The 2,771-nt window shown below is 46.1% G+C and carries 3 protein-coding genes and 1 pseudogene; all 4 read right to left on the bottom strand.

Annotated features, from left to right (window positions below; all coding sequences use genetic code 11):
* A pseudogene (locus PY364_RS22230) lies at window positions 1–187 on the bottom strand (hypothetical protein); the annotation flags it as partial.
* Window positions 188–443: 256 nt separating this feature from the next.
* Window positions 444–1,361, bottom strand: coding sequence for an NAD(+) kinase (locus PY364_RS22235; protein WP_275526359.1), 918 nt, complete (start codon window positions 1,359–1,361; stop codon window positions 444–446).
* Window position 1,362: 1 nt separating this feature from the next.
* Complete coding sequence (locus PY364_RS22240) at window positions 1,363–2,337, bottom strand: SDR family oxidoreductase (protein ID WP_275526361.1); 975 nt, start codon at window positions 2,335–2,337, stop codon at window positions 1,363–1,365.
* A 232-nt stretch (window positions 2,338–2,569) separates the two neighbouring features.
* Window positions 2,570–2,674, bottom strand: coding sequence for a cytochrome b6-f complex subunit PetM (gene petM, locus PY364_RS22245; RefSeq protein ID WP_272037131.1), 105 nt, complete (start codon window positions 2,672–2,674; stop codon window positions 2,570–2,572).
* Window positions 2,675–2,771: the final 97 nt, after the last annotated feature.

Below are 2,771 nucleotides of genomic sequence, written 5' to 3' on the forward strand. Positions count from 1 at the left end.
TTTGTAGGTGTGTGTTCCATTGCGACTTATTAAATCCTTCTCCTAACATCATAAAGTTGACGGTTTCACATACTGAAGAGTGAAATATTGGTGTGTAAGCACTCAAAAACATTTCTAGCTGAGTTTTGCCTATGGCATTCAACTCATCTATAGGTGTCGGGATTGCTTTGCAGTATGTAAGTGTCATCTGATTATAGAGCTTGATTTAATCTTGCTTTATTTGTGTATCGTGATACTCACAAACAGCAAAAACAAGTTCAGATTAGTCTGTCCACTGCTTTACCGAGAATTACCTGTTTAAAATGTAGGTAATTTTAGGTATTTTGTCAACTGCCGATAACCCTACAAGATTTGTTCGCGATCGCATTTATAGCAAGCGCCAAGGCGGTTGCTATAACAGTTAGCCGTTAAGAGTTAACCGCTAACCGTTAACCGTTCACAATTCAAGGCAACTCAACGGAAGTCGGCTTAGCAATATGCGGTAATCCCCAACCCAGTTTTTCCCGCAGAATGTGGAAAAACTCAGCAGGTTGCAGCCGAATAAACTTAGCAGTATAGGGCGATCGCGAAACTCGCACTCTATCATCTGGCAAAACATAACATCCCCCGTTCCCATCCGCCACCATCACCAACCGATTCGGGCTCGCAGAATAAATCGTCACCTCTTCAGTATCGGCAAACACCAAAGAGCGAGAAGCCAAAGAATGAGGACAAATTGGCAATAACTGCAACACAGACACCCCTGGTGTAATCACAGGCCCCCCCGCAGACAGCGAATAAGCAGTCGAGCCCGTCGGAGTCGCAATAATTACCCCATCCGCCGCAATATCTACCGGTGCGTGTCGCCCGATCGCCACCTCAAAATGGCACATACAAGTTAGGGGCTCGCGGTGCAACACCATTTCATTCAAAGACAACGCCTCCCACAAGCAGATGTCATCCCGCATCAACTGCACTTCCAGCATTGTCCGTTCTTCTATTTCATACTCCCCATTCATTACCTTTTCCATAGCTTGCGGCAACTGGTTGAGGTAAGTCTCAGTGAGGAAACCCATGTGTCCCGTATTCACAGCCAGCATCGGGATGCCGCAGGGGGCAAGTTGGCGAGATGCAGACAAAACCGTGCCATCTCCCCCTAATACCACTGCAAATCTCATCTCGCTGTCAAAGCCAGAAGGGACAAGCTGATCGATCGGAGTGTGGCACATCGGGCGATCGGGGCTAGAATAGCCCAAAATTCCTCCCGATCCAGAGACGGCACAGACATCCCATCCATAGGAACTCAGCTTGTCTTGTAACTCGGCGGCTACGCGACAAGATATCGGTTTAACGTCGTTGTAGATAATCCCAGCTTTCGGCACTTTAAAATGTAAACGGTATCTTTTGAGTCCGTTTCTTAGTTTTAGCCTGCTCGTACTCTAATTCCTTTAGTTTCTTCAAAATTCGACTAAAGTAGTCTTGCAGGTAAGATTCCAAGGTTGTTGTTTCGGCGGGGTCTAGCCCAAAAACGCTATAGACATCATCCATAGCAGCTTTTATGGGTTTGCCCGTTGCCAAAACTTCGGCAAAAGCCAACCGGTCTGATATGTTCCAAGTCCACTGAAACCACTTCGCTACTTGACTAGCAAGGCGCAATATGCTGTTAGGCGTGCGCGTTACTTTGGCTTGTTTTCCAGACAAGCGTTCGCAGAGGCTGATGATTTCGTCAGCTTCCCAAGCGCGGGGCCCGACGACGGGGAAGGTTTTCTTCTCCGTTTCGGTTACGGAAAGGGCGCGAATGGCAAATTTAGCGATATCTTGAGTATCCATGTAGGCGATCGCAGAACTCGCCCCCGGAACCCAAACAGACTGACTATCTAAAATTGGCATCGCATACTGACCGATCAATCCTTGCATAAAGCCACAAGGTTTCAAAACAGTATAATTTAAGCCGGATTCTGCTAAAAACAGTTCCGTACACCGTTTGATTTCCAATAGCGGTACTTGGGGATATTTCTCAGCATCGAGAAATGAAAAGAAGATAAAGCGCTTGATGTCTGCTGCGACTGCTGCTTGAATCAGTGCTACCTTTCCTTCCCAGTCTACTTGTTTAACGCTCAAGGAGTCGGTAGCTTTCGCAGTAGCAGCATCAATAATGGCTGTAACGCCTTCTAATGCTGGGGGTAAGCTTTTTGGATCGCACAGATTCCCCGGTACGAGTTCCGCGCCCCATTCTTTTAAAAAGGCGGCTTTTCTGTAATTCCGTACTAAACAGCGCACCTGATACCCTTCGTCTAGGGCACGACGAGCCACCTGTCTGCCGAGGGTACCTGTGGCACCTACAATTAATAAAGTCATCAGGTATTTATGAGGAATCTTAAACTTTCTAACGATATTATCAGAACTTTTCTCATTTTTTAACAAAAGTTAATAAAAATCGTAAAAATTTTTAAGGTTGTGGTTTGTGGGGTCATACCAAATACGGTAAAAGAACCACAAGGGGTGTAGGGGCGGGTTCACCAACCATCTGTAATACTTTCCAGAGGTTCTGTAAACCCGCCCCGCCCCACCAAAGATACATTAGAAAAACTTATTCTTCGCCGCCTTGAAGCTTGAGTAACAGGAAGCCACCAGCTAAACCTACGAGAATTAGGGTAAAAGACAAAAATGCGGCATTGAAAATTTCAGGGTTCATGTTTTTTATATCTCCTATGCGATCGCGATCGAGTTAGATTGCAATAATATCATTATTGTTCGTAACGCCGCCCTCTGGGCGGTACAGACAGGAACCG

This window comes from Kamptonema sp. UHCC 0994 (genome assembly GCF_029167235.1).
Classification (GTDB): Bacteria; Cyanobacteriota; Cyanobacteriia; order Cyanobacteriales; family Microcoleaceae; genus Kamptonema.

What these genes read in the sequence shown, in the direction of transcription:
- PY364_RS22240 (WP_275526361.1), bottom strand. Translation starts at nt 2,337, where the DNA reads ATGACTTTATTAATTGTAGGTGCCACAGGTACCCTCGGCAGACAGGTG.
- petM (WP_272037131.1), bottom strand. Translation starts at nt 2,674, where the DNA reads ATGAACCCTGAAATTTTCAATGCCGCATTTTTGTCTTTTACCCTAATT.